The organism is Amycolatopsis bullii (genome assembly GCF_014654205.1).
GTDB lineage: Bacteria > Actinomycetota > Actinomycetes > Mycobacteriales > Pseudonocardiaceae > Amycolatopsis > Amycolatopsis plumensis.
On the sequence record NZ_BNAW01000007.1, the window covers coordinates 248,305 to 271,409 of the forward strand.

The window sequence follows — 23,105 nt, forward strand, 5'->3', positions numbered from 1 at the left end:
CAGGACATGCTCCCGACGATGTCCACGGCCGGCTCGGCTGCCGGGGAACCGGCGGATTCGGCTGTCGTCGTTCACGGGCGGCACGAGCTGGGGGTAGGACCACCGCGGCGACCCCTCCACGGTCGCCGTGGTGGCCCTTTTTTCGTTCGTTGCCCAGTGCAGCTTCCGCCGCGGGCTGTGGCGCCCGGTCCATCCTCCCGGGCGTGGTGATCACGGACGGTGACCACCACGGCGTTCCGGTGGCGGAGTGCGTTCGGCCGACGCAGAATGCGCGCATGCAGCCGACGGTCGTCCGGGTGGCGCGCCTGGCCGACCCGGCCGGGCCCGCCGACGGCGTCCGTGTGCTCGTCGAACGGCTCTGGCCCCGCGGGACGGCCCGCGGCGCGGTGGTCCTCGACGGCTGGTACCGCGGCTTGGCCCCCTCCGACGAGCTCCGCACGTGGTACGGCCACGACCCGGAGCGGTTCGCGGAGTTCGCCGAGCGTTACCGGGCCGAGCTGCGCGAGCCCGATCGGGCGGCGGCGCTGGAGCGGCTGCGGGCCCTGGCCGGTGACGGCCCGGTGACCCTGCTGACGGCGAGCGGATCCCCCTCGATCAGCCAGGCGGCCGTGCTGGCGGCGGTGCTCACCGGAGCCGAAATGCAGTGAATGACTCATTCCTGGCGTCCGACGCGAGGAATGAGTCATTCACTGCACCGGCCACGCTGCCGCCGGTCGTGTTGTCGCTTCAGGAGCGGGTGGCGTTCGGGGTGACCCGGACCGTCGCCGTGGCCGAGCCGAGGGTGTCGTGCGTGGCCGTGAGCGCCAGCGTTCCGGGCGGTCCCGCGGACGGGCGCAGCCACACCGCCGCCGCGCCGCCCGTGGCGCCGAAGTCGAGCACCGGGTCGCCGATCAGCTCGCCCGGGCCGGTCAACGTCAGCCGCACCTCGCCCGCCGTTGCCGCGCGCAGTGTCCCGAAGCGATCCGTTGCCGCCACCACCACCCGGGTCGCGTCGCTGCCGTCCGAGCGGAGTTCCGGGTCGTCCGGCACGCAGCTGAGCACGTCCGCACCGCGGTCGCCGCTGAAGCGCCGGCTGACGACCAGCCGCCCGCCCGCGTAGCCGTCGATGCGCAGCTCGGGCCGCCGTCCCTTCGGCACGGCCAGGTCCGCGGCGAACGGCGGGTACCGCAGGTGCGGGAAGTCCCCTTTCCGGCTGCGGGCCTCGCCCGCGGGCCGGCCGTCGAGGAACAGCAGCAGGCGCTCGCAGTTGGACCAGATCGTCGCCCCCGGCCCGGGACCGGACGGCTGGGCCGTGAAGTCCCAGGCGAAGCCGGGCTCGGCGACCGCCCGAACCCGCGGGTCGCCCTGCGAGGCGTAGAAGGCCGCGGCGGGCTTGGCGATCCGGAAGATGTCCGACACCCCGGCGTACTTCACCCCGTCGACCGACCGCTGCCAGCCCGACGGGTAGTCGAACGCGCACCACGCGAGCAGCCCGCAGTACCGGTCGTCCGCCGCCGCCAGGTCGTGGGCCTTCGCGTGCAGCTCGGCCTGCTGCTCCCGGACGCCGGGGGCGTCGGTGCGGCGGTACGCCCGGGCCCCGGCGAGCGTGCCGATCGTCTCCGTCACCAGGTACGGCACCCCCGGCCGGGGCGGGCGCAGCTTGAAGGGCGTGCCGCGCCGGGCGGTGTAGTCGTTGTAGGCCAGGACTTCGACGTCGCTGCCGGCGAACCGCCCGAGCGTGGTGCTGGCCAGCGCGCCGCTCGTCGGCCGCGACGGGTCGAGCCGCCGGGCGAGCTGCCCGGTCCGCTGGTACATCGCCGTCGTGCCGTTCGCCTCGTTCACCCGGGTGCCCCAGACGACGATGCTCGGGTGGTTGCGGTCGCGCACGACCATCCCCTCGACGTCCGCCAGGTTCCGGCGCTGCCAGGCGTCGTCCCCGACGTGACCCCAGCCCGGGATCTCCTCCCACACCAGCAGGCCCAGCTCGTCACAGGCGTCGAGGAACGCACTCGACTGCGGGTAGTGCGAGCAGCGGACCATCGTGCAGTTCAGCTCGCGGCGCAGGATTTCGGCGTCACGCCGCTGCACGCGGTCCGGCAGCGCGCCGCCGGCGAACGGGTACCACTGGTGGCGGTTGAGGCCGAACAGCCGGAGCCGGCGTCCGTTGAGGAAGAAGCCCTCGGTGGTGAACCGCGCGTCGCGGAATCCGGTCCGCACCACCCGCTGGTCCAGGGCGCGCTTTCCGGCTTCGACCGTCACCACGACGTCGCACAGGGCGGGATCCTCGACGTCCCAAAGGCGCACCCCGCCGAGCCCGCCGACGTCGAACTCGACCGTCCTGCCCCGCACCGGCGCGGCGCCGCGCGCGAGTTCGCGGCCCGCCTGGCGCACCGACGCGGTCACCTGCCCCACGACGGGCACGTCGAGCGTGCACGTCAGGTGCAGCGACCGGCCGGGGGAGAGGACGTCGACGGGCCGCGCGAAGACGTCGGCCAGCCGGATGCGGGGCACCGCGCCGACCGTGGCGGGGCGGTAGATCCCGGCCGGCTGGTAGAAATCGATCACCGACGGCCCGCCGCGCGGCAGGTTCGGCGGGACGTCCAGCGCCCACCGCCCGTCGACCACCACGGCGAGCACGTTGTCGCCCGCCACGACGTCCGGCAGCTCCACTTCGAACGGCAGGTAGCCGCCTTCGTGCGTGGCGACGAGCCGGCCGTTGAGGTGCACCTCGGCGTTGGTCATGACGCCGTCGAAGCGGGCGGTGTGGCGTTCGGTCGCCGACCCGGTGAAGTGCTTGCGGTAGATCCACCGGTCCTGCCAGGACGCCGGGTCCCACCCCGTCCACGAAAGCGGGGTGACGCAGTGGGGCAGCTGCACCGGCGAGAGGTCGATCTCGTCGAAGCCGAGATCGGTGCAGCCGTCGTCGTACCGCCCGAACAACCAGAAATCGCCCAGCTGCGCGGAGCCGGCGCCGGCCGCGACGTGCCCGGCCGAGCCCGCGACGACGGCGCCGAGCAGCGCGGCCCCGCTCGCGGTCAGGAACCCGCGCCGGGACAGCCGTGGTTGCCAGTCGGCCATTCACGACCTCCGTGCTCGGGCTCCCCTGGGATATCGCCGGTGACCGGTAAGACGTCACAAACGATCAGCGGGTTGCTCAGCGCAAGGTGGAGGCGCGGACCACCAGCTCCGGGGTGAACACGACCTTCCGGTGTTCGTGGGCGGTTTCGGACGCCTCCGCCAGCAGCAGTTCCACGGCCGTGCGGCCCAGGCGCCGCCGCGGCTGGCGCACCGACGTCAGCGGGACCGCGGCCGCCGCGGCGAACTCGATGTCGTCGTAGCCGACGATCGCCAGGTCGTGCGGGACGCTCATGCGCAGGTTCGCGCACGTCTGGAGCAGGCCGAGGGCGACCAGGTCGTTGGCGCAGAAGGCGGCGGTCGGGCGGACCGGCGCCGGGAGGCCCGCCAGTCGCTCGCCCGCGCCGCGGCCGTCGGCCACCGTCAGTGCCGTCGTCGTCAGGTCGACCAGGTGGTCCGGGCCGAGCCCGGCCGCGTCCAGCGCCCGCAGCGCGCCGAGCCGCCGGTCGCGGACCTGGCCGACGGTCGTGTGGTTGCCGATGAAGGCGATCCGCTCGTGGCCCTGTTCGACCAGGTGCCGCACGGCGATCTCCCCGCCGTGGACGTCGTCGACCGCGACCGAGCAGTGCGTCGTGCCCTCCGGCGTCCGGTCGACGACGACCACCGGCGTGCCGCGGCGCGCGATCTCGCGCAGCAGCGGGGCGTCGGGGTCGACCGGCGTGATGAGCACGCCTTGCACGCGCTGCTGTTCGAGGCGCCCGAGGTAGGCCTCCTCGCGCGCGGGCTGGTGCGCGCTGTTGCACAGGAAGAGGGAGAGGCCGCCCTCACCGGCGGCGTCCGCGGCGTCTTCCATGCCGGCCGCGACGTCGGTGAAGAAGGGGTTGCTGCCGTCGAGCATGACGTAGGCCAGCACCCGGCTGCGTCCGGCCCGCAGCTGCCGCGCGGATTCGTTGCGCACGAAGCGGAGTTCGGCCATCACGGCCTCGACCCTGGCCCGGGTGGCCGGGCTGACCCGATCGGGCCGGTTGAGCACATTGGACACCGTGCCGAGGGAGACGCCGGCCGCCGCCGCGACTTCCTTCATGCCCGCCGCGCGAGGCTCGGCACCGGGCTCCCTGACGACCATCGCAACCCCCTCTTTGATCAGCACTGCGCAGCGCGGTTGAAACGTAACATCACCGCGACGGAGCTGGTGAAGATGCCGTTTGGCCACGCCTTCGCCGATCCATTGACTTCTCGTTCCGGCGCATAGTAGCTTCACCGCACCAGATTTGTGAAACCTTTCAATCCGGAGGTCGCGATGACGCGGCAGGACCCCGCCGGAGCCCCTCTGCTGGAGGTGCGCGGCGTGACGAAGTCGTTCGGCGCGGTCGCGGCCGTCGCCGGCGTGAGCTTCGGACTGCACGCCGGGGAGGCCCACGCGCTGGTCGGGGAAAACGGCGCCGGAAAGTCCACGATCGTCAAGATGCTGGCCGGGGTGCACAAGCCCGATGACGGCACGCTGCTGCTGGACGGAGAGCCGGTCGAGTTCGGCTCACCCGCCGACGCCAAGGCGGCCGGCATCGCCGTGATCTACCAGGAGCCCACGCTGTTCCCGGACCTCAGTGTCGCGGAGAACATCGTGATGGGCCGCCACCCGCGCAAGAGCCTCGGCCGGATCGACCGGGCGGCGATCCGCGCCGAGGCCGAGCGGCTGTTCGCCCGCCTCGGCGTCCGGATCGACCCCGCCCGGCCCGCCAGGGGGCTGTCGATCGCCGACCAGCAGATCGTGGAGATCGCCAAGGCGCTCAGCGCCGACGCCCGCGTGCTGGTGATGGACGAGCCGACCGCCGCGCTGACCCGGATCGAGGTCGAGCGGCTGTTCACCGTGGCCAGGGCGCTGCGCCAGGAAGGCGCGGCGATCATGTTCATCTCCCACCGCTTCGAGGAGATCACCGAGCTCTGCCAGCGCGTGACGATCATGCGCGACGGCAAGCACGTCTCCACCGACGCCCTGGAGGACGTGACCGTCGAAGAGATGGTGAAGCGGATGGTCGGCCGCGATCTCGACGCGCTGTTCCCCAAGCAGGACGTCGAACCCGGTGCGGTCGTGCTGGAGGTCGAAGGCCTGGCCCGGGAGGGCGTGTTCCGCGACATCTCCTTCTCCGTGCGCGCCGGTGAGATCGTCGCGTTCGCCGGGCTGGTCGGGTCGGGCCGCTCGGAGGTCGTCCAGGCCGTCTTCGGCGTCGACGAGCGGGACGCGGGAGTCGTCAAGGTCAGCGGCAAGAAGCTGAAGCCGCACTCCTCGCGGGCCGCGATGGCCGCCGGGATGGCCCTCGTTCCCGAGGACCGGCGTCAGCAGGGCCTGATCATGGACCTCTCGATCGAGCGGAACGTGACGCTGCCGCGCTCGCGCGCGCTGTCGAAGCTCGGCTTCCTCAGCGGCGCGAGCGAACGGCAGGAAGCCCGGCACTGGACCGAGCGGCTGCGCACCAAGTACCGCCGGCTCGGCGACCCCGTCGGCACGCTTTCGGGCGGCAACCAGCAGAAAGTCGTACTGGCCAAGTGGCTGGCGATGGCGCCGAAGGTGCTCATCGTGGACGAGCCGACGCGCGGCATCGACGTCGGCACCAAGGCCGAGGTCCACCGGTTGATGTCCTCGCTGGCCGCCGAAGGGGTCGCGGTCGTCATGGTGTCTTCGGAACTGCCGGAGGTGCTGGGCATGGCCGACCGCGTGCTGGTGATGCGGGAGGGCCGGATCGTGGCCGAGCTCCCGCGCGCGGAAGCGACCGAAGACTCCGTCATGTTCGCCGCGATGGGGCAGGGGGCCGCCGCATGACCGCGACGAAGGAGGCGCCCGTGACCGCGCAGGCCACCGTCCACTCCGGACGCTCGTGGACCGCGAACGTGCTGAAGGCCCGCGAATCCGGCATCGCGGGAGCCCTGATCGTCCTGGTCGCGTTCACCGCGACGCAGAACTCGCGGTTCCTGTCCGGGCAGAGCATCCGCGACATCCTGCTCGGCACGGCCATCCTGGCGGTGCTCGCGGTCGGGCAGGCGATCGTGATGATCACCCGCAACATCGACCTCTCGGTCGGCTCGGTCCTCGGCCTGTCCGCGTTCGCCGTCGGCACGCTGATGAAGGACAACCCGGGCCTGCCGGTGCTCGTCGCCGTCCTCGCCGGGCTCGGCGTCGGCGCGGTGTGCGGACTGGTCAACGGTGCGCTCGTGCGCTTCGGCCAGGTGCCCGCGCTGGTCGTCACGCTCGGCACGCTCTACGCCTACCGCGGGGTCAGCTACTTCTGGGCCGGTGGCCAGCAGATCAACGCCGACAAGCTGCCGGCGTCCTTCCTGGACTTCGGCACCGCGTCGGTGCTCGGCGTGCCGTGGCTGGTGTTGATCGCGGTGCTGGTCCTGGTCGCCGCCGGGATCGTGCTGCGCAGCTACCGCGCCGGGCGCGAGCTGTACGCGATGGGGTCGAGCCCGCAGGCCGCGCAGCTGGCCGGCATCCGGGTCGGCCGCAAGACCAGCGCGGCGTTCCTGGTCAGCGGCGCCCTCGCCGGGCTCGCCGGAGTGTTGTTCGCGGCCCGGTTCGGCACCGTGGACGCGGCCGCCGGCACCGGCTACGAGCTCAACGTCGTCGCCGCGGCCGTCGTCGGCGGGGTCGCGGTGTTCGGCGGCAGCGGCTCGGTCTGGGGCGCGGGCCTCGGCGCGCTGCTGCTGACCGTCATCGGCAGCGCCCTGGCCGTGCTCGACATCAACCAGTTCTGGCAGCAGGCCATCGTCGGTGCGCTGATCCTCCTCGCCATCGGGGCGGACCGGCTCGTCGCCGTCCGGGTCGCGAAAGCACTGAAGAAGAGGGACGCCCATGTCTGACCGAGGGAACCGGCTCGGCCGGCTGCTCAGCTGGGACGCCGCCGTCGTGCTGGTGACGGTGATCGTGCTCGTCGTCGCTTCGGGCGCGGTCGAGAACTTCGGCACCAGCCGCAACTTCACCTTCCTGCTGCTCGACCTGCTCCCGATCGCGCTGGTCGCGCTGCCGATGACGTTCATCATCGTCACCGGCGAGATCGACCTCTCGGTGGCGAGCACGCTCGGCCTGACGTCGGCGGTGATGGGTTCGCTGTGGGACGCCGGGATGACGATCGAGACGATCATCCCGCTCTGCATCATGCTCGGCGCGGTCCTCGGCGCGCTGAACGGCTTCTTCGTCACCGTGCTGAAACTGCCGTCCCTCGCCGTCACGATCGGCACGCTGGCGCTCTACCGCGGGCTCGCCTTCGTGGTGCTGGGCGACGGCGCGGTCGCCGACTTCCCCCGCGCCTACACGACCTGGGTCACCGGGACGATCGGCGACGGCCCGATCCCGAACGTGCTGATCCCGCTGATCGTCGTCGCCCTGATCTTCGGCGTCGTGCTGCACGCGACCCCGATCGGCCGCGGCGTCTTCGCCGCCGGCGCGGGGGAGCAGGCGGCCCGGTTCGCCGGCATCCGCACCGGACGGCTCAAGTTCTGGCTGTACGTCGTGAGCGGCGCGGTCGCCGGTCTCGCCGGGGTCCTGTGGACGCTGCGGTACTCCAGCGCCCGCGCCGACAACGGCTTCGGCCTCGAACTGGCCGTCGTGGCCGCCGTGCTGCTCGGCGGCGTGTCCATCTTCGGCGGCAAGGGCACGCTGCCCGGCGTGCTCGCCGGGGTGGTCCTGCTGGCCTCCCTGCAGAACGCGCTGCGCCTGCAGGACGTGTCCAACGAAGCCCTCAACATCGTGACCGGCGTGCTCCTGATCGTGTCGGTCCTGCTGCCCAACATCGTGCGCGCGGCGTCGCGGCGCCGTCCTCGCCAAGCGGTATCCCCAGAAAGGTGACGAAGATGTCCCGACGGTTCCTCACCGGCGCAGTGTCGGCCGGGCTGGTGCTGGTCCTGGCCGCGTGCAGCGGCACGACCAAGAACGACAACGCCGGCTCCGGCGGCCAGCAGTCCACCGCCGCGGCCAACCCGAACGCCGCGGCCGCCACCGGCGTCAAGATGGCGTTCCTGCCCAAGCAGCTCAACAACCCCTACAGCGACATCGAGGTCAGCGGCGGCAAGGCGGCGCTCGAAGAGCTGAAGGGCGAGTACAAGCTGGTCGGGCCGAACGACGCCAGCGCGTCGTCGCAGGTCAGCTACATCAACACGCTGATCCAGCAGCAGCAGGACGTCATCGGCATCGCCGCGAACGACCCGAACGCCGTGTGCCCGTCGCTCAACCAGGCCCGCAGCGCCGGCATCAAGGTCGTCGCGTTCGACTCCGACGCCGCCAAGGACTGCCGCGACGTTTTCATCAACCAGGCCACCACCCAGGGCATCGGTGAGGCGCTGGCCAAGCAGGCCAAGGACCTCTCCGGCGGGTCCGGCGAGATCGCCGTCCTGTCCGCGACGCCGAACGCCACCAACCAGAACGCCTGGATCGAGGTCCTCAAGAAGGAACTGGCCAAGCCGGAGTACGCGGGCCTGAAGCTGGACAAGATCGCCTACGGCAACGACGACGACCAGAAGTCGTTCCAGGAGGCCCAGGGCCTGCTCCAGTCGTTCCCGAACCTGAAGGTGATCGTCTCGCCGACCACCGTGGGCATCGCGGCCGCCGCGCGGTACGTCAGTTCCTCGACCTACAAGGGCAAGGTCGCGGTGACCGGCCTCGGCACGCCGAACCAGATGCGCGCCTTCGTCAAGGACGGCACGGTGAAGCAGTTCGCGCTGTGGAACCCGGCGGACATCGGCTACCTCGCCGCCTACGCGGGTGTTGCGCTCAAGTCCGGCCAGATCACCGGCAAGGAAGGCGAGAAGTTCAAGGCGGGCAAGCTCGGTGACTACACGATCGGCGCCAACGGCGAAATCGTGCTCGGCCCGCCGACGACGTTCGACGCGAACAACATCGACAAGTTCACCTTCTGATGCCCCGGTACTGCTTCTGCCTTCAGGTCAAGCCCGACCGGAAAGCCGAATACACCGAGCGGCACCGGGCGGTGTGGCCCGAGATGCGGCAGGCCCTGCACGACACCGGCTGGCGCAACTATTCGCTGTTCCTCCGCGACGACGGCCTGCTGATCGGGTACGTCGAGGCGGACGACCTCGAAGCCGCGCGGGCCGCCATGGCGGAGACCGACGTCAACACCCGCTGGCAGGCGGAGATGGCGGAGTTCTTCACCGGTCTCGACGGCGGCCCGCCGGACGAAGGGTTCCAGCTGCTCGACGAGGTCTTCCACCTCGACGTCCGGGAAGGACAGTGATCGCCATGGGTGATCTGACTGCGGTCAAAGCGGCCCTGAGGGCCCAGCGCATCGAAACGCCGTCGTGGGCGTACGCGAACTCGGGTACCCGGTTCAAGGTGTTCCCGCAACCGGGCGTGCCGCGCACCCCCGAGGAGAAGATCGCCGACGCGGCGGTGGTGCACAAGTTCACCGGGGTGGCGCCGAGCGTGGCGCTGCACATCCCGTGGGACAAGGTCGACGACTATGCCGCTCTGACCGCCTACGCGCGGGACCTCGGCGTCGAAATCGGGGCGATCAACACCAACGTCTTCCAGGACGAGGACTACAAGCTCGGTTCGGTGACCAACCCGGACGCCGGGATCCGCCGCAAGGCGACCGACCACCTGCTCGAGGCCATCGACATCATGGACGCGACCGGCTCGCGCGACCTGAAGCTGTGGTTCTCCGACGGCATCAATTACCCGGGCCAGGACGACCTCCGGGACCGCCAGGACCGGCTGGCGGCGGCGCTGCGGGAAACCTACGACCGGCTCGGCGAGCACCAGCGGATGCTGCTGGAGTACAAGCTGTTCGAGCCCGCGTTCTACGCCACCGACGTCCCGGACTGGGGCACGTCTTACGCCCACTGCATCGAGCTGGGCGAGCGGGCCACCGTCTGCATCGACACCGGCCACCACGCGCCGGGGACGAACATCGAGTTCATCGTGGCGTTCCTGCTGCGGGCGGGGAAGCTGGGCGCGTTCGACTTCAACTCCCGCTTCTACGCCGACGACGACCTGATGGTGGGGGCGGCGGACCCGTTCCAGCTGTTCCGGATCATGTACGAGATCGTCCGCGCCGACGCCCTCGATCCGGCGTACGGGATCGCGTTCATGCTCGACCAGTGCCACAACATCGAGGCCAAGATCCCGGCGATCATCCGGTCGGTGATGAACGTCCAGGAAGCGACCGCGAAGGCACTGCTCGTGGATCGCCCCGCGCTGCGCTCGGCGCAGCAGGCGGGCAACGTCCTGGAGGCGAACGCCGTGCTGATGGACGCCTACAACACCGACGTCCGGCCGCTGCTGGCCGAGCTGCGGGAGGACTCCGGGCTCGACCCGGACCCGATCGCCGCCTACCACCGCAGCGGGTACCAGGAGAAGATCGTGGCCGAGCGCGCCGGCGGCACGCAGGCCGGATGGGGAGCATGAGGATGACCGTGCCGGAGCAGCTCATCGCGCGCAGCAACGCGCTCGGGGCCGACCCGCGCAACACCAACTACGCCGGCGGCAACACCTCCGCCAAGGGCGCGGTGACCGACCCCGTCACCGGCTCGCCCACCGACGTGGTGTGGGTCAAGGGCTCCGGCGGCGACCTCGGCACGCTGACCGAGGCCGGGCTCGCGGTGCTGCGGCTGGATCGGCTGCGTGCCCTGGTGAACGTGTACCCGGGTGTCGAGCGCGAGGACGAGATGGTCGCCGCTTTCGACTACTGCCTGCACGGCCGGGGCGGGGCGGCGCCGTCGATCGACACCGCCATGCACGGTCTCGTCGAGGCCGCGCACGTCGACCACCTGCACCCGGACTCCGGGATCGCGCTGGCCACCGCGGCCGACGGCCCGGCGCTGACCAAGGAGTGCTTCGGCGACCGGGTCGCGTGGGTGGACTGGCGACGCCCCGGCTTCCAGCTGGGCCTCGACATCGCCGCGGTCAAGGCGGCCAACCCGCAGGCCATCGGCGTCATCCTCGGCGGCCACGGCATCACCGCGTGGGGCGCGACCTCCGAGGAGTGCCAGGCCAACTCTCTCGAGATCATCCGCACGGCCGAAGCCTTCCTGGCCGAGCGGGGCGCTCCCGAACCGTTCGGCCCGGTCGTCCCCGGCTTCGAAGCCCTCCCCGAAGCCGAGCGGCACGCCCGCGCCGCGGCGCTGGCGCCGGTGATCCGCGGGCTCGCCTCGACGGACCAGCGGGTCGTCGGCCACTACACCGACAGCGACGTCGTGCTGGAGTTCCTCTCCCGGGAGAAGCTGGCGCCGCTCGCCGCGCTGGGCACCTCGTGCCCGGACCACTTCCTGCGCACGAAGGTCCGCCCGCTGGTCGTGGACCTGCCCGCGACCGCGCCCCTGGACGACGTCGTCGCGCGGCTGAAGGAACTGCACGCCGAGTACCGCGACGAATACCGCGCCTACTACGAGCGGAACGCCGACGCCGATTCGCCCGCGATGCGCGGCGCCGACCCGGCCATCGTGCTGGTGCCGGGTGTCGGGATGTTCTCCTTCGGCAAGGACAAGCAGACCGCGCGGGTGGCGGGAGAGTTCTACGTCAACGCCATCAACGTCATGCGCGGCGCCGAAGCAGTCTCCACCTACGCGCCGATCCCCGAAAGCGAAAAGTTCCGGATCGAGTACTGGGCGCTCGAAGAGGCCAAGCTGCAGCGGATGCCCAAGCCGAAACCGCTGGCCGGGCGGATCGCCCTGGTCACCGGGGCCGGATCCGGGATCGGCAAGGCCATCGCGCAGCGGCTCGCGGCCGAAGGCGCGTGCGTGACGATCGCCGACCTCAACGGCGACGCGGCCGCGGAAGTCGCCGCGGAGATCGGCGGCACGGCCGTCACCGCCGATGTCACCGACGCCGCGGCGGTCCAAGCCGCGATCGACGCCACCGTGCTCGCCTTCGGCGGCATCGACCTGGTGGTCAACAACGCCGGGCTGTCCATTTCGAAGCCGCTGCTGGAGACCACCGAACGCGACTGGGACCTCCAGCACGACGTCATGGCCAAGGGCTCGTTCCTGGTCGCCCGCGCGGCGGCCAAGGCCATGATCGACCAGGGCATCGGCGGCGACATCGTCTACATCTCGTCGAAGAACTCGGTGTTCGCGGGCCCGAACAACGTCGCCTACGGCGCCGCGAAGGCCGACCAGGCCCACCAGGTCCGGCTGCTGGCCGCCGAACTCGGCGCGCACGGCATCCGGGTCAACGGCGTCAACCCCGACGGCGTCGTCCAGGGCTCCGGCATCTTCGCCGGCGGCTGGGGCGCCCAGCGCGCGGCCGTCTACGGCGTTCCCGAGGAGAAGCTCGGCGAGTTCTACGCCCAGCGCACCATCCTCAAGCGGGAAGTGCTGCCCGAGCACGTGGCCGCCGCGGTGTTCGCCCTGACCGGCGGCGAGCTGACCCACACCACCGGCCTGCACGTGCCGGTGGACGCCGGAGTGGCCGCCGCGTTCCTGCGCTGAAGGAGGACCGATGATCGACCGCATCACCCCGCGCCGCACACGCGTCGGGCTCGTGTCCGGCGGGCTCGGCGCGTACTGGCCGCAGTTCCCGGCCCTGCTGCCGCAGCTGCAGGCCTCGGCCCGGCGCGTCACCGAGCGTCTGTCCACCATGGACTGCGAGGTCGTCGACGCCGGGTTCGTGTCGGACGCCCGGGAAGGCGCGGCCGCGGCGGAAAAGCTGCGGGTGGCCGGGTGCGACCTGATCATCGGGTTCCTCACGACGTACCTGACGTCCAGCATGCTGGCCCCGGTCGCGCAGCGCTCGGGCGCGCCGGTGCTGCTGCTGAACCTGCAGCCCACCGAGGTGATGGACCACGAGTCCTTCGACACCGGCGCGTGGCTGGCCTACTGCGGCGCCTGCCCGCTGCCGGAGATGGCCAACGCGTTCCGGCGCCTCGGCGTCGAGTTCCGTTCGGTGTCCGGCTACCTCGAGGACGAGCGCGCCTGGACGCGGATCTCCCGCTGGATCAAGGCCGCCGGAGTGCGGGCGGCGCTGCGCCGCGGTCGCCACGGCCTGCTCGGGCACCTGTACCCGGGCATGATGGACGTCTCGACCGACCCGACGCTCGTCTCGGCCCAGCTCGGCGGGCACGTCGAAATCCTGGAGGTCGACGACCTGCGGGTGCGCGTGGAGAAGGTCACCGAGGCCGAAACGAAGGACCGCGTCGAACTGGCCCGCGAAGTGTTCACCGTGGACGAGTCCGTCGTGGACGAAGACTTCGCCTGGGGTGCCCGGGTCTCGGTGGCCCTCGACCGGCTCGTCGACGACTTCTCGCTCGACTCGCTGGCCTACTACCACCGCGGCCTCGACGGCGAGACGCACGAACGCGTCGGCGCCGGGTTCATCCTCGGCGCGTCCCTGCTCACCGCGCGCGGCATCCCGGCGGTCGGCGAGTACGAGCTGCGGACGTCACTGGCGATGCTCGTCATGGACCGGCTCGGCGCGGGCGGCTCGTTCACCGAGCTGCAGGCGCTGAACTTCCGCGACGGCGTGGTCGAGATGGGCCACGACGGCCCGGCCCACCTCGGTATCAGCGCCCGCAAGCCGCTGCTGCGCGGCCTGGGCGTCTACCACGGCAAGCGCGGCTGGGGCGTGTCGGTGGAGTTCGACGTCAAGCACGGGCCGGTGACGCTGTGCGGGCTCGGGCAGCGCCGCGACGGCACGTTCACGCTCATCGCGTCGGAAGGGACGGTGGTGCCCGGGCCGCTGCTGCGGATCGGCAACACGACCTCCCGCGTCGACTTCGGCTGCGACCCGGGGGAGTGGACCGACGCCTGGTCGGCGAGCGGGATCGCGCACCACTGGGCGCTGGGAACCGGCCACCGCGTCGCCGAGCTGACGGCGGTCGCGGACCTGCTCGGCCTGGAGCTGACGGTGGTGCGCCCGTGAAACGGGTCGCGGCCGTCGACCTCGGCGCGTCCAGCGGACGGGTGATGGCCGGGACCGTCGGCTCGTCGGCGCTGGAGGTGTCGGAGGTACGGCGGTTCGCCAACGGCGGGATCCAGGCGGGCCCGGTGCTGTACTGGGACGTCCTGGGTCTCTACCGCGAGACCGTGACCGGAATCCACGAGGCCGGGCACCTGGACGGGGTCGGCATCGATTCGTGGGCGGTCGACTACGGGCTCCTGGACGAGCGCGGCGCCCTACTCGGCAACCCTGTCCACTACCGCGACCCGCGCACGGACGGGATCACCGTCCCGGTGCCCGACCGGGAACTGTACGACGTGACCGGGCTGCAGCAGCTGCCGTTCAACACGCTGTACCAGCTGCTGGCCGAAGGCGACCGGCTCGCCGCGGCGCGGACCGTGCTGCTGATCCCCGACCTGCTGAACTACTGGCTGACCGGCGAGATCGGGGCGGAACGCACCAACGCGTCGACCACGCAGCTCTACGACGTCCGCGCGCGGACCTGGGCCACCTCGCTCGCCGCCCGCGTGGGGATCCCGCCGCGGCTGCTCCCGCCGTTGCGCGACCCCGGCACGGTGGTGGGCACGGCCCGCGCACTGTCCGGTTTGCCGGTGATCGCGGTGGGTTCGCACGACACGGCGTCCGCGGTGGTCGCCGTGCCCGCTTCACCCGGCACGAACTTCGCGTACATCTCCTCGGGAACGTGGTCGTTGGCGGGCTTGGAGCTGCCGGCGCCGGAGCTGAGCGACGCCGCCCTCGCGGCGAACTTCACCAACGAGGGCGGCGTCGACGGCACGATCCGCTTTCTCCGCAACGTGATGGGCCTGTGGGTGCTGTCGGAGACGCTGCGGACGTGGTCCACTTCGGACCTGCCCGGCCTACTCGCGGCGGCGGCCGCCGCGCCCGCGCTGGCGGCGGTGGTGGACATCGACGCCCCGGAGTTCCTGCCACCCGGTGACATGCCGGCGCGCCTGGCTGCCGCTTGCGAGGCGACCGGCCAGCAGCCGCCTGCGGAGCGGGCCGCGGTGGTCCGGTGCATCCTCGACAGCCTGGCGCTGGCCTACCGCCGCACGCTCCGGGCCGCGGCGTCGATCACGGGCCGCACGATCGACGTGGTCCACATCGTCGGCGGCGGGGCGCGCAATGAACTGCTGTGCCGGTTGACGGCGGACGCGTGCGGAGTTCCGGTCCTGGCGGGCCCGGTCGAGGCGGCGGCGCTGGGGAACGTCCTGGTCCAGGCCCGGGCGCTGGGGGAGGACCTGCCGGATCTGGCGTCGATGCGGGCGTTGGTGCGGGAGACCCAGGAGGTGAGGCGCTACGAGCCGTCGGGTGTCGGTGACTGGGACGCGGCAGAGGCCCGGCTGACGCGAAACGCCTAGCTCGTCACCGGCCGGCCGCGGCCCCGCTTCAGCTCGGAGAACCCGGGCGTGCCGGCCACGAGCAGCACGCCGTCCCACAGCCGTCCGGCTTCCTCGCCGCGCGGGACCGGGCTGACGACCGGGCCGAAGAAGGCGTGGCCGTCCACGTGGATCGCGGGGACGCCGAGGTCCTCGCCGATCGGGTCGAGCGCCGCGCGGTTCCCGGCGCGCAGGTCCGCGTCGAGGTCCGGCGACTCGGCGGCGTCCGCCAGCGATGCGGGCAGGTCCACCGAGGCCAGCGCGGCGACGATCGTTTCGCGCGTCACCGGTTCCTTGTCGCGGTGGAGGCGCGTGCCGAGCGCGGTGTAGAGGTCGCGCAGGACCTCGTTCCCGTGCGCTCGCTCGGCGGCCAGTGCGACGCGCGCGGGACCCCAGCGCTCGTCGAGCCAGCCGCGGTACCAGTCGTCCACCTCCCGCCCTTCGTTGTGCAGCGACAGGCTGAACACCTGGAACCGCGTCCGGACCTCGCGGACCGCCTCCACCTCCAGCAGCCACCGGGAGGCGATCCACGCCCACGGGCACACCGGGTCGAACCACAGGTCAACGGTCTTCACCCGGCCAACCTAAGGCGGCGGGCGGCCCGGCAGAAGATCCAATTCCGGGCGGGCGGACCGGGCCAATCAGAGCCAGCCGCGCTCGTCGGCGATCCGCACCGCCTCGACCCGGTTGCGCGCGCCGGTCTTGGCGATCGCCGCCGAGACGTAGTTGCGCACCGTCCCTTCGGACAGATACAGCCGGGACGCGATCTCGGCGACCGTGGCCCCGGTCCGGGCGGTGACGAGCACGTCGCGTTCCCGGGCGGTCAGCGGCGACTCGCCCGCGGCGAGCGTGGCGACCGCCAGCGCCGGGTCGACCACGCGCTCACCGGCCCGCACGCGGCGGATCGCGTCGGCGAGGACGTCGGCCGGGGCGTCCTTCACGACGAACCCGGCCGCGCCCGCGTCCATCGCGCGGCGCAGGTAGCCCGCCCGGCCGAACGTCGTGAGCATGACGACGCGGCAGTCCGGCACCTGCGCGGCGAGCACCGCCGCGGCGGAAAGACCGTCCAGGCCCGGCATTTCGATGTCGAGCAGGGCCACGTCGGGCCGGTGCTCGCGGGCCGCGGCGACGACCTCGTCGCCGCGGCCGACGGAGGCGACCACCTCGAAGTCGTCCTCGAGCGCGAGGAGCGCGCACAGCGCCTGACGGACCAGCTCCTGGTCGTCCGCGAGCAGCAGCCGGATGGTCACACCGTCACCCGCAGCCGCCAGCCGCGGGGCCGCACCGGCCCGGCGCCGAACTGCCCGCCGGCCGCTTCGACCCGCTCGCGGAGGCCGGCCAGCCCGGCGCCCTCCCCGGGGGACCCGCCGACGCCGTCGTCGACGACCTCCACAGTGGACTCCGAGACGGTGACCGTGCACCGGGTCGCGCGGGCGTGCCGGGCCACGTTGGTCAGGCCTTCCCGCACGACCCACCCGAACAGCTCCTGGTGCGCCGGGCCGACGACGTCGGTCGCGGTCGGCAGGTCGGCGGTGACACCGCACGCGCGCAGCAGCTCGCGCCCGCGCGCGAGTTCGCCGGCCAGAGTGACTTCGCGGTAGCCGGACACCGCCGCGCGGACGTCGGTCAGCGCCTGGCGGGCGAGCGTTTCGACGGCGGTCATCTCCTCGCCCGCGCGAGCCGCGTCGGCGTCCACGAGCCGCCGGGCGAGGGTGCTCTTGACGGTGATCGCGGTGAGCGAATGGCCGAGCAGGTCGTGCAGGTCCCGGGCGATGCGGGTGCGTTCGGCCTCCGACGCCAGCCGCGCGACCTCGGCACGCGCCTCGACGAGCGCGGCGTTGGCCCGGATCGCCTCGGCGAACGCGGACACCATGAGCACGGTGAACACGAGTGCGACCGCCTGTGTCCACGCCGGTCCGCCGGGCCAGGGGCCGATGACGGCGGCCAGTGCGGCTGCGGCCACCAGGCCCGCCCCGACGCGGCGGGGGAGCCGGGGCACGGCCAGGGAGAGCACGACGGCGGCGAGGAAGAACGCATCGGCGTGGACGAACGGGATCGCGGCGGCGAACAACACGGCACAGCCGCCGGTCAGCAGCCAGAACGGCCGCGTCGCCCGTCGTGCGGCCGCTGCCGCGGCGAACAGGTAGCTCACGGCGAACGCGGCCACGACCAGGCACCCCGCGAAAGCGTTCGAGGAGTGCTGCAGCACGCTCGCCACGGTCACGGCGGGGTAGACGAGCATCCCGGCGTCGAGCAGCCGCAGCCGCCAGCCGCGCACCCAGCGCTGCACGTCGGCCGGTTCCACCCTGTCCACCTCCGGCACGCTACCGGGCCCGGACCCGCCGGCCGTTGACGAGCACCGTGACACCGAGCAGCAGCAGCCCGCAGACGGCCTGCTCGATCCGCAGCCACATCGGGAACAGTCCGGGCAAAGCGACGATGACGGCGATCGCCACGAGCATCGCCGCGGCGACGATCCGCAGCCTCAGCAGGCCCTTCCGCGACCCGCGCGCCGCGCTGCGGGCGAAGGCGAACGTCAGCAGCGAACTGGCGACGACGAGGGTGGCGCGCACCCAGACCGCGTCGGTCACCAGCGCGTGGTCGTTCCGGAGGAGCACGATCGCGACGAGCGTGAGGACGCTGAGGCCGGCGTAGCCGCCGGTGAGCAGGAGAACGGGCCGGAAGGCGGTGGTGGTCATGCCGGAAATGCTGGTCTCGCCGGTGGGTCCGGGGGCAGTGCCGTCCCGCACCGGGCGCCCATGACATTTGTCATCGGCGCGCCGTCGGTCGCAGGGCTGGGAGAGCGCTCTCACAGCGTGCTACAAAGAAGGGGTGACGACGCACCCGCCCTCGGCGCCGCCGACCCTGGAGGACGTCGCGCGGGTCGCCGGCGTCTCGCGGGCCACGGTGTCCCGCGTGGTCAACAGCGTGCGCAACGTCGACCCGAAGCTGCGGGAGACCGTCGAACGCGCGATCGCCGCCACCGGGTACGTGCCGAACCGCGCGGCCCGGTCGCTGGTCACGCGCCGCACGGGTGGGATCGCGCTGGTGGTGTCCGAGCCCGAACGGCACATCGAAGCCTTCGGCGGCGTGTTCGGCGACCCCTTCTTCGGCCGGGTCGTCGAGGGCGTCGTCGCGCATCTGCGCCCGCAAGGCCTGCACCCGATCCTGATGCTCGTCGACAGCGACGAAGAGCGGGAGAAGCTCGTGCCGAAGCTGCGGCAGGAGCAGGTGAGCGGGGTGCTGCTGATCTCGCTGCACCCCGCGGAGGACCCGCTGCCGCGGATGCTGACCGACGCGGGTGTCCCGACGGCGCTGTTCGCGCGGCCGGGCCGCCCGGCGCCGGTGAGCTACGTCGACGTCGCCCACCAGGACGGCGCCCGGCTGGCCGCGGACCGGCTGGTGTCCCGCGGGTGCCACCGGGTCGCGACGATCGCGGGCCCGGCGGGGACACCGGCGGGCCAGGACCGGCTGGCCGGGTTCCGCGACGCGATGGCCCGCCACGGCCACGCGTACGTGGCGGTCGCCGAGGGCGACTTCACCGAGCACGGCGGCGAGCGCGCGATGGAGCGGCTGCTGGCCGAGGAACCGGCGCTGGACGGGCTGTTCGTGGCCAACGACCTGATGGCGTACGGCGCGCTGACGGTGCTGCGCGAGGCGGGCCGCCGGGTCCCGGACGACGTGGCGGTGATCGGCTTCGACGACAGCCGGGTGGCGCTGAGCTGCCGCCCGAGGCTGACGACGGTCCGCCAGCCGGTCGAGGAAATGGGCGCGGCGATGGCGCGGATGGTCCTGGACCGCATGGCTGACCCGCAGCGGCGTGCGGAGTCGGTGATCTTCGACCCGGAGCTGGTGATCCGCGAGTCGGCTTGAGCAAGCCGCGAGCCGCGACCCGCTCCAGTACCACCCCCGTGACCGGTTCGCCCCGATACTCCGCCCCGCGTGGCCTGCCGGGCAGTGACACTGGCTGTCCGGACAGATCTTCCCGCTGGTCTGGACATCCGCCCAGCGCCTGTGCTCAGATCGGAACGCCTTTTCCAACGTTGTAAAACTGGTCCCCTGACCGGAACGGAGTTCCGCCGTGCGGCCGAGAGCAGTCAGATCCCTCCACCTGGTGAGCGTCCTGGCGGTCGCCGCCGCGGTCGTCACCGTCGCGGCGCCCGCCGACGCCGGCCCCGCCGCGCGCGGGACCGTCGCGGCGGGGAACGCGCGCTTCCAGGTCCTGTCCCCGACCCTGATCCGCACGGAGTACGCGGGCGACGGCCGGTTCACCGACGCCGCCACGTTCAACGCCGTCGGCCGCGGCTCGTTCACGCCCCCGCCGTTCACCGCCACGACGGCGAACGGCGTGCTGACCATCCGCACGAGCGCGACGACCCTGACCTACCAGCTGAACTCCGGCCCGTTCGATTCCGGCAACCTGCAGATCAAGACCACGGCGGGCGCGCCGGTGACCGCGGCGCCGTGGCGCCACCTGACCTGCGCGACCGGCGCGCTCTGCGAGGCCGAAGACCTCACGGCCGACGGCCTGGGCGTGGCCACCGACCACACCGGCTACACCGGCGAGGGCTTCCTCGCGGGCTTCGAGAGCACGGGGACCTCGGCCACCGCCGACGTCTCCGCCGCCACGGCCGGGACGTACAACGTCACCGCCCGCTTCGCCAACGGCACCGGCGGGGACGGCCAGCACGTCACGCGCACCCTGAGCGTGTCCGTCGACGGCGGCGCGGCCCAGAAGCTGACCCTGCCCACGACGGCGGACTGGAACAGCTGGGCCACCGCCTCGGTGCCGGTCACCCTCACCGCGGGCCGCCACAACCTCCGCCTGGAGCGGGCCGCGAGCGACTCCGGCAACGTCAACGTCGACGCGATCGCGGTGCTGCCGCCCGGCGCGTCCTTCCCGCCGGCGTCGGCGCGCGCGATCACCGGCTGCGCCCTCGATGTCAGCTGTGAAGCCGAATCCGGCCTCCGCGCGGGCTCGGCCGTGGTCGCCACCGACCACACCGGGTACGCCGGCCGCGGGTTCGTCGCCGAGCTCAACCGCGGCTCGTCGCTGACCCACCGCGTGGTGGCGGTCCCGAGCGCCGGCACCTACCAGCTGGCCGTCCGCTACGCCAACGGCACCGGCGGCGACGGCCTGCACCAGACGAGGACCGCGACGGTCGCGGCGTCCGGCGTGACCCGCACGCTGTCGCTGCCGGCCACCGCCGACTGGGACACCTGGGGCACGGCCTCGGTGCCGGTCGATCTCAAGGCCGGCGCGAACGACGTCGTCCTCGGCTGTCCCGACGACGCGAGCTGCCACGTCAACCTCGACACGGTCGCGGTGACGCGCACCGGAGCCGCGGTACCGCAGCCGCACCTCGCGCTCGGCGGTTACCGGCGCGGCCTCGACGGCGTCAACGGGGACAACGGCACGCCGTCGCTCACCGAAGGGCTCCTGCACTCCGACGGCTGGTACCTGCTCGACGACAGCCCGTCCGCGCTGTACGACACGGCCACCGAGAAGGTGACGCAGCGGCCGTCGCACGGCGGGAACCCCTACCAGGACGGCTACGCCTTCACCTTCGGCCACGACTACAAGGCGGGGCTGCGGGACCTGGCCACCCTGACCGGGCCGTCGGAGCTGCTGCCGCGCTGGGCGTACGGCGTCTGGTACTCCGAGTACATCGACCGCACGGCGGCCGACTACCGCGACAAGATCCTGCCGAAGTTCCGCAGCGAGGGCGTCCCGCTGGACGTCCTGGTGACCGACACCGACTTCAAGGCGCCGGACACGTGGAACGGCTGGCAGTTCGACACGAACAAGTTCCCCGACCCGGCGGCGTTCTTCGCCTGGTCGCACTCGCAGGGCCTGCACAACACGCTGAACATCCACCCGAGCATCATGGGTTCGGACCCGCAGTTCGCCCGCGCGCAGGCGACGGCGAAGGGCAAGCTGGCGAAGTCGAACTGCGGCACGGACTGCTACGTCTTCGACTGGGGCGACCCCGACCAGCTCAAGGCGTACCTGGACCTGCACGGCCAGATGATGAACCAGGGCAACGACTTCTGGTGGCTCGACTGGTGCTGCGACGCGTCGAAGTCCAGCCTGCAGGGCGTCACGCCGGATTCGTTCATCAACCAGAAGTACGCCGACCTGTCCGCGCCCGCGATCGAGCGGGGCTTCGCGACTTCGCGGGCGTACGGCTCGCTGCAGGCCGGTGGCTACGGCGGTCCGGTCGGGCTGTCGACCGGACCGTGGGCCGACAAGCGCAGCACGGTCCACTTCACCGGCGACACGTCCTCGACGTGGGGCACGCTGCGGATGGAGGTCGGGATCACCCCGGCCGAGTCGGCCGCGACGGGCCTGTCGCCGATCAGCCACGACATCGGCGGCCACAACGACACGACCGGGCTGCGGGGCAGCGAGACCTACACCTCCGGCGGGCAGCAGCACCAGACGTTCAAGCTGCCGGACGACCTGTACGCGCGCTGGGTGCAGCTCGGCACGTTCCAGCCGATCGACCGGCTGCACAGCAACCACAGCGACCGGCTGCCGTGGCAGTACGGCGACGCGGCGAAGGCGTCGGCGACGAAGTTCCTGAACCTGCGCGAGAACCTGGTGCCCTACACCTACACGCTGGCCCAGCAGGCGGCGACGACGGGCGTGCCGGTGGTGCGGCCGACGTACGTGGAGTACCCGGACGACCCGGCGGCCTACGCGGCGGCGTCGAGCGAGTACTTCTACGGGCCGGACATGCTGGTGGCGCCGGTGACGAACCCGGGCACCTCGGCGACGACGTCGGTCTGGTTCCCGCCGGGGCAGTGGACGGACTACTTCAGCGGCAAGGTCTACCAGGGCGGGAGCACCCAGCAGGTGACGTCCGACCTCGGGACCATGCCGGTGTTCGTCCGGGCGGGCGGTATCACGGTGACCCGCACGGCGGACGTGCCCAACGACGTCCAGAACCCGCTGAACCGCGCGACGGTCACGGTGGCGCCCGGTGCGCCGGGGTCGTTCTCCCTGTATGAGGACGACGGGAGCTCGTCGAAGCACAGCTCGACGACGCGCATCACGTACTCCGAGCGGCGCGGCGCCCACACGGTGACGGTCGAGCCGACGCGGGGGCGGTCCCAGGTGGCTTCGCGCGAGTGGACGGTGAAGTTCCTCGGCGTGCCGTCGGCGCCGTCGCGGGTGCGGGTCGGCGACGGCTGGGCGCCGTCGCAGAGCTGGAAGTGGGACGCGGCAACGCAGACGCTCACGGTGACGGCCCACGCCGGAAGGGGCCCGGTGACGGTGACGTACTGAGCGCAGCCGAGCCGGTGAACTGCCGTCGGGGCCACCGCACGTGGTGGCCCCGACGGCACCGGCTCGGCCACCCTGTGGGGTCGGTGGCCTCCGCGGCCCGAGCTTCGGCTCGGACCGAGTCGTGTTTCCGCGCGTTCAGTCACCCAGGCCGGTCAGCGCCTTCTCCTGCCGCGCCCCTTCGGCGCCGACTTCGCCGGCCAGTTCCCGCGTTTCCGCATCCCCTCCCGAGGTCTGCTCACCCCGCGCCAGCACCACGAGCTGCGCCGCGTGGGCTCGCAGCAAGGTGACCAGGCGCCGGTCGAACTCCTCGCCGGTCCCGGTGCGCAACGCCACCAGGTCCGCCGCCGTGACCATGCCCGGCATCCTGTGTCCACCATGGACATCGGCCGCAGGGAGCCCGGCCCGGTCGCGGGCCGACTTCAGCCGCGCCAGCAGCCGTTCCGCCGGCGCCGCCACCGAGTCCGCGGCCGCGCGCACCGCC

19 protein-coding genes are annotated in these 23,105 nt (G+C 72.4%); 12 read left to right on the forward strand and 7 right to left on the reverse strand.

Annotated features, from left to right (window positions below; genetic code table 11):
- The first annotated feature begins 275 nt into the window (after nt 1-275).
- Nucleotides 276-647, forward strand: a complete 372-nt coding sequence (locus tag IE317_RS12560; protein ID WP_191309530.1) for a DUF488 domain-containing protein — start codon at nt 276-278, stop codon at nt 645-647.
- Between the two features lie 79 nt (nt 648-726).
- Here IE317_RS12560 and IE317_RS12565 read toward each other — a convergent pair whose 3' ends face one another.
- Together IE317_RS12565 and IE317_RS12570 are read right to left on the reverse strand one after the other, a co-directional pair.
- On the reverse strand, nt 727-3,057 hold the full coding sequence (locus IE317_RS12565; protein ID WP_191309532.1) for a glycoside hydrolase family 2 protein: 2,331 nt from the start codon (nt 3,055-3,057) through the stop codon (nt 727-729).
- A gap of 76 nt (nt 3,058-3,133) precedes the next feature.
- Nucleotides 3,134-4,180: a LacI family DNA-binding transcriptional regulator gene (locus tag IE317_RS12570; protein ID WP_191309534.1), complete on the reverse strand. Its 1,047-nt coding sequence runs from the start codon at nt 4,178-4,180 to the stop codon at nt 3,134-3,136.
- Nucleotides 4,181-4,354: 174 nt separating this feature from the next.
- On the opposite strand from IE317_RS12570, the gene IE317_RS12575 reads away from it, so the two are divergent.
- From IE317_RS12575 to IE317_RS12615, 9 genes are read left to right on the forward strand one after another with little or no spacing between them, the layout of a single operon-like run.
- Nucleotides 4,355-5,872, forward strand: coding sequence for a sugar ABC transporter ATP-binding protein (locus IE317_RS12575; protein ID WP_191309536.1), 1,518 nt, complete (start codon nt 4,355-4,357; stop codon nt 5,870-5,872).
- Nucleotides 5,869-6,909: an ABC transporter permease gene (locus tag IE317_RS12580; protein ID WP_191309538.1), complete on the forward strand. Its 1,041-nt coding sequence runs from the start codon at nt 5,869-5,871 to the stop codon at nt 6,907-6,909. The genes IE317_RS12575 and IE317_RS12580 overlap by 4 nt, the downstream gene beginning before the upstream one ends.
- Entirely contained in the window at nt 6,902-7,894 is a 993-nt protein-coding gene (locus IE317_RS12585; protein WP_191309540.1) for an ABC transporter permease, read from the forward strand. Before IE317_RS12580 ends, IE317_RS12585 begins: the two co-directional genes overlap by 8 nt.
- 5 nt (nt 7,895-7,899) lie before the next feature.
- The gene (gene rhaS, locus IE317_RS12590; protein WP_191309542.1) at nt 7,900-8,961 is read left to right on the forward strand and encodes a rhamnose ABC transporter substrate-binding protein; all 1,062 of its coding nucleotides are present in this window, start codon (nt 7,900-7,902) and stop codon (nt 8,959-8,961) included.
- A complete protein-coding gene (locus IE317_RS12595; RefSeq protein WP_191309544.1) occupies nt 8,961-9,296 on the forward strand; it encodes an L-rhamnose mutarotase in 336 nt (111 codons plus the stop codon). Before rhaS ends, IE317_RS12595 begins: the two co-directional genes overlap by 1 nt.
- On the forward strand, nt 9,293-10,468 hold the full coding sequence (gene rhaI, locus IE317_RS12600; RefSeq protein WP_229902672.1) for an L-rhamnose isomerase: 1,176 nt from the start codon (nt 9,293-9,295) through the stop codon (nt 10,466-10,468). Before IE317_RS12595 ends, rhaI begins: the two co-directional genes overlap by 4 nt.
- A 2-nt stretch (nt 10,469-10,470) precedes the next feature.
- Nucleotides 10,471-12,489 carry a bifunctional aldolase/short-chain dehydrogenase gene (locus IE317_RS12605; RefSeq protein WP_191309547.1) on the forward strand — a complete coding sequence of 673 codons (2,019 nt, stop codon included), beginning with the start codon at nt 10,471-10,473 and terminating at the stop codon, nt 12,487-12,489.
- 10 nt (nt 12,490-12,499) lie between these two features.
- The gene (locus tag IE317_RS12610; RefSeq protein WP_191309549.1) at nt 12,500-13,918 is read left to right on the forward strand and encodes an L-fucose/L-arabinose isomerase family protein; all 1,419 of its coding nucleotides are present in this window, start codon (nt 12,500-12,502) and stop codon (nt 13,916-13,918) included.
- 44 nt (nt 13,919-13,962) lie between these two features.
- The gene (locus IE317_RS12615) at nt 13,963-15,315 is read left to right on the forward strand and encodes a rhamnulokinase (protein WP_191309603.1); all 1,353 of its coding nucleotides are present in this window, start codon (nt 13,963-13,965) and stop codon (nt 15,313-15,315) included.
- Here the strand turns inward: IE317_RS12615 and IE317_RS12620 are convergent.
- From IE317_RS12620 to IE317_RS12635, 4 genes are all read right to left on the reverse strand, one after another.
- The gene (locus IE317_RS12620; protein WP_191309551.1) at nt 15,312-15,908 is read right to left on the reverse strand and encodes a mycothiol-dependent nitroreductase Rv2466c family protein; all 597 of its coding nucleotides are present in this window, start codon (nt 15,906-15,908) and stop codon (nt 15,312-15,314) included. The two genes, IE317_RS12615 and IE317_RS12620, sit on opposite strands and share 4 nt — an antisense overlap.
- Before the next feature lie 66 nt (nt 15,909-15,974).
- On the reverse strand, nt 15,975-16,583 hold the full coding sequence (locus tag IE317_RS12625) for a response regulator transcription factor (RefSeq protein WP_191309552.1): 609 nt from the start codon (nt 16,581-16,583) through the stop codon (nt 15,975-15,977).
- Complete coding sequence (locus tag IE317_RS12630) at nt 16,580-17,647, reverse strand: sensor histidine kinase (protein ID WP_229902673.1); 1,068 nt, start codon at nt 17,645-17,647, stop codon at nt 16,580-16,582. The genes IE317_RS12625 and IE317_RS12630 overlap by 4 nt, the downstream gene beginning before the upstream one ends.
- 10 nt (nt 17,648-17,657) lie before the next feature.
- A complete protein-coding gene (locus IE317_RS12635; protein ID WP_191309554.1) occupies nt 17,658-18,032 on the reverse strand; it encodes a hypothetical protein in 375 nt (124 codons plus the stop codon).
- A 133-nt stretch (nt 18,033-18,165) separates the two neighbouring features.
- On the opposite strand from IE317_RS12635, the gene IE317_RS12640 reads away from it, so the two are divergent.
- Nucleotides 18,166-19,206, forward strand: a complete 1,041-nt coding sequence (locus IE317_RS12640) for a LacI family DNA-binding transcriptional regulator (RefSeq protein WP_191309556.1) — start codon at nt 18,166-18,168, stop codon at nt 19,204-19,206.
- 241 nt (nt 19,207-19,447) lie between these two features.
- Complete coding sequence (locus tag IE317_RS12645) at nt 19,448-22,624, forward strand: TIM-barrel domain-containing protein (RefSeq protein WP_229902674.1); 3,177 nt, start codon at nt 19,448-19,450, stop codon at nt 22,622-22,624.
- A 135-nt stretch (nt 22,625-22,759) separates the two neighbouring features.
- Here IE317_RS12645 and IE317_RS12650 read toward each other — a convergent pair.
- The coding region (locus IE317_RS12650; RefSeq protein ID WP_191309560.1) for a DUF305 domain-containing protein at nt 22,760-23,105 on the reverse strand (346 nt) is incomplete at its 5' end.